The sequence below is a fragment of the bacterium genome (assembly GCA_040755795.1).
GTDB lineage: Bacteria > UBA9089 > CG2-30-40-21 > CG2-30-40-21 > SBAY01 > JBFLXS01.
Genome location: JBFLXS010000427.1, coordinates 1 through 3,275, shown reverse-complemented (window position 1 = coordinate 3,275; position 3,275 = coordinate 1). Strand labels below are relative to the sequence as shown.

The 3,275-nt window shown below is 34.7% G+C and carries 4 protein-coding genes; all 4 read left to right on the top strand.

Going from position 1 to position 3,275, the window contains the following annotated elements; all coding sequences use genetic code 11:
- On the top strand, nt 1-188 hold a 188-nt coding region (locus tag AB1414_17815), incomplete at its 5' end, for a hypothetical protein (GenBank protein ID MEW6609271.1).
- On the top strand, nt 115-576 hold the full coding sequence (locus AB1414_17810) for a HepT-like ribonuclease domain-containing protein (protein ID MEW6609270.1): 462 nt from the start codon (nt 115-117) through the stop codon (nt 574-576). The genes AB1414_17815 and AB1414_17810, both read left to right, overlap by 74 nt.
- 95 nt (nt 577-671) lie before the next feature.
- Complete coding sequence (locus AB1414_17805; protein ID MEW6609269.1) at nt 672-1,883, top strand: glycosyltransferase; 1,212 nt, start codon at nt 672-674, stop codon at nt 1,881-1,883.
- 38 nt (nt 1,884-1,921) lie between these two features.
- Entirely contained in the window at nt 1,922-3,079 is a 1,158-nt protein-coding gene (gene bioF / locus AB1414_17800; GenBank protein MEW6609268.1) for an 8-amino-7-oxononanoate synthase, read from the top strand.
- The last annotated feature ends 196 nt before the right edge of the window (nt 3,080-3,275 follow it).

The following is a 3,275-nucleotide window of genomic DNA, read 5'->3' as shown; positions in this document are numbered from 1 at the left end:
CACTAATTTATAGCGTGTTGACATCAGGTATCCCTTTGATAATTAAAGATAGAGAACTTTATTTAGACCTACTTTGTAAAACCAGTTATGAAGCAATAGATTTTTGGCAATTTGTTGACGAATTCTGGCAAATTAGCCAAAAATCTAAATCACTTCTCCCTGAAGAAAAAGCAAGACTTATTCAATAATCTAAAATTTTTAGAAAATGAATTTAGTGAAATTGACCAAATCAAAAAGATAACGTGGGTTGAGTATGCTCAAGATAGTTTTAAAAGAAAGATAATTGAGAGATGGATAGAGAATTTAGTGATGGTGGTGTTAGATATTGCAAAGATAGTTTTAGCCTCAGAAAAAAAGAATATCCCACAAAGCTATCGGGAAACTTTAAAAATATTTACTACTTTATATGTCGATTCCAGAATTGCCGAAAAATTCTCTCATTTTGCTGAATTAAGAAATATTATCGTGCATGAATATTTAGATATAAGATGGAAAAGAATCGAAAATTTTATTAAAGAAGGCTCAAAATTATATCCATTGTTTATTGAAAAGGTTAAAAAGATAACCGCACAATAGTAACTGTCCAGGTAGGTATTGACAAATCCTATCCGTGTCCTGGAATCATCGGCATCACTTATCAAAAAATAAGCCATTTTGAAGGGTAAGAAGAGATGAATATCTTATTTGTTTATAGTGCTGACCTTTATACTACAGCGAATTACTGCGTTAAACCTTTAAAAAAATCTCATACGGTTATCACATGTGGTCAAGGAAAGGATGGTAAGGTTCAAGATATTCCCTGCCAATTTAATTCAAATATATCTGATGTAATTGATAAAATAGATGAGGCGAAAAAACCTCAGCTGATAATATATACGGAAGGATGCCCTCCGTTTTTCCCTAAAGGATTGGATAAAGTTCAAATTCCAACTGTATGGTATCCGGGAGACCCTATATATAACTTTCACTGGCAAAAGGAAATAGCACCTATCTTTGATTTCCTCTTTATCTATCAAAAGGAATTGGTAGACAAATATAAAGAGTTAGGTAATAATAATGTTTATTGGTTACCTTATGGATGCGACCTTGATATCCATAAGAAGTATGAAGGAAAAAAGATTTATGATGTCTGTTTTATAGGTAATACTGAAATAAGTCTACATCCTGAAAGGGTAGAGTTTTTAAATAGGTTATCCAGGAGGTTTAATGTATATATTGATAAGAAGTTTCTGGATGAGATGGCACAAGCATTTAGCCAGGCAAAGATAGTGTTTAATAAAAGTACAAAAAATGACTTAAATATGCGAGTGTTTGAAGCATTATCTTGCGGCAGTTTTTTAATCACGGATAGACTTTTTAATAATGGACTTGAAGACTTATTTGTTGATAAAAAACATCTTGTTATTTATGATAATTATGAACATCTTGAAGGATTAGTTGATTATTATTTAAAGCATCCTGAGGAACGAGAAGAGATTGCCAGGCAGGGTAGAGAAGAGGCATTGAAAAAACATACCTATGAGCACCGGATGAACCAACTTATTCAGATAGTTACGGATGCCTTAAATAGTGGTTATAAGAAGAAAGAGATTAACTATTCCCCATTTGTAAGGTCAATTATTTACGCGGATGTCTATTTTAATTTAAAGAATTATCCTGAGGCTATATTGGAATATAAAAATAGCCTACCGTTTGAGCCGGTTAGATTGACACCCTTATTCAGATTATGCATAAGTCTATGGAATTCTCAATTTTATCTTGCGATTGGACTGTTCAAGTTGACACGATTTCTAAAAAGAGTCTATCTCAAATGGGGCAAGATGGCTATAACTAACTTTACTTTGTTAAGAAAGGTATATTTAAACTTCCAACTTAGAAAGTAAGAAAAATAGAATGATAAAGAAGGTCAATTTAACATTTTATGGATTTAGTCAGTTTAAAAGAGGAACTAAATAATCTTAAGAAACAAGGACTTTATAGGGAGTTAAAAGTCCTTGATTGCCTTGACGGACCTACCATTGTCATTGGCAAAAAAGAATATATCCTTTTAGCCTCAAATGATTATCTTGGTTTAAGTCAGCACCCAAAAGTTAAAGAGAAGGCTAAAGAGGCTATTGAAAGATTTGGTTGTAGCAGTGGTGCCTCAAGATTAATCTCGGGAACTACTTTCCTGCATTGTGAATTAGAAAGACAATTGGCTGATTTTAAAAAAACCAGGTCTGCGATTGTCTTTTCTTCTGGTTATGCGGCTAATCTTGGAGTAATCTCAAGCCTGACTAAAAAAGGTGATGTCATCATCATTGATAAATTAAATCATGCCAGTATCATTGATGGTTGTCGATTAAGCGAGGCGATTTTGAGAATCTATCCCCACAAAGATATGAATTCCCTTGAAAAGATTTTAAAAAAAACTCAATCTGCAAGACTTCGACTAATTATTACTGACGGCGTATTCAGTATGGATGGGGATATTGCTCCTTTGCCAGAAATACTCGGTTTAGCCCAAAAATACAAGGCATTAGTTATGGTCGATGATGCCCATGGCACCGGGGTAATGGGAAAAGAAGGCCGAGGGACGATTGAATATTTTGGGTTAGAAGGAAAAATTGATATTTCAATGGGAACCTTAAGTAAGGCATTGGGAAGTCTTGGTGGATTTATTGCCGGTTCTACGGCTTTAATTGAATACCTGAAAAACAAGGCACGAAGTTTTATCTATTCAACAGCACTTCCACCAGCTCAAGTGGCTTCAGCCCTGGCGGCATTAGAAATAATTCAAACAGAACCTCATCACAGACAGAAATTATGGGAGAATATCCAATATTTAAAACAAGGATTACAAAACTTAAGGCTTGATACAATGAATAGTGAATCCCCAATTATCCCTGTATTTATAGGAGATAGTAATAAAACGATGGAGGTAGCAAATTTTCTTTATGAATATGGCATTTTTGCCCCAGGGATAAGACCACCAACCGTGCCAAAAGGAAAATCCCGTATCAGGCTGAGCGTGATGGCAACCCATACAAAATCTCATCTCGATAAGGTGCTATGTGCATTTCTGCGTAAATTCGCATAATCTACGGATAAATTCAAATTTTTGTTGACACACTACCACAAGATATGATAAAATTCTTTGTATCTAACTGGGTAACTATTCAGCCTGTAGGAAAGTAGGAGAGTAGGGAAGTAGGAAAGGGGAGACATTGTCCCCAGAAGAGGAATACCGTGCACATCCTTTATCCCTTTCCTACTACCTACTTGCCTACTATTTC